The following is a 260-nucleotide window of genomic DNA, read 5'->3' on the forward strand; positions in this document are numbered from 1 at the left end:
CACGGAGGACCGGATAAACACGTAGTTGAACAGCAGGGGCCGCTTCGTGTTGACCATCTTGCCATCCACCTTCCTCACCTCCACGTACGAGGGGGCGAAGTACTCGAACAACGTCTCCCCACGACGCTTGCGCCGGGAAAGACGCGCCGTACCCCTCTCCGAGCAACCGTCTCTCAAAACATTCATCATTATGATTATCTTTTCCTAAGATTATAGCAGGATCTCCACTCAAGCCTCACGACAATTCAAAGCCCTACCAA

General features: G+C 53.1%; 1 pseudogene. It reads right to left on the bottom strand.

From position 1 onward, the window contains the following. Positions 1 to 189, bottom strand: a pseudogene (locus tag DWX33_RS01850) (transcriptional regulator); the annotation flags it as partial. Between the last annotated feature and the right edge of the window lie 71 nt (positions 190 to 260).

Origin of the sequence: Parabacteroides sp. AF19-14 (assembly GCF_003635485.1) — a bacterium.
Taxonomy (GTDB): Bacteria; Bacteroidota; Bacteroidia; order Bacteroidales; family Tannerellaceae; genus Parabacteroides; species Parabacteroides distasonis.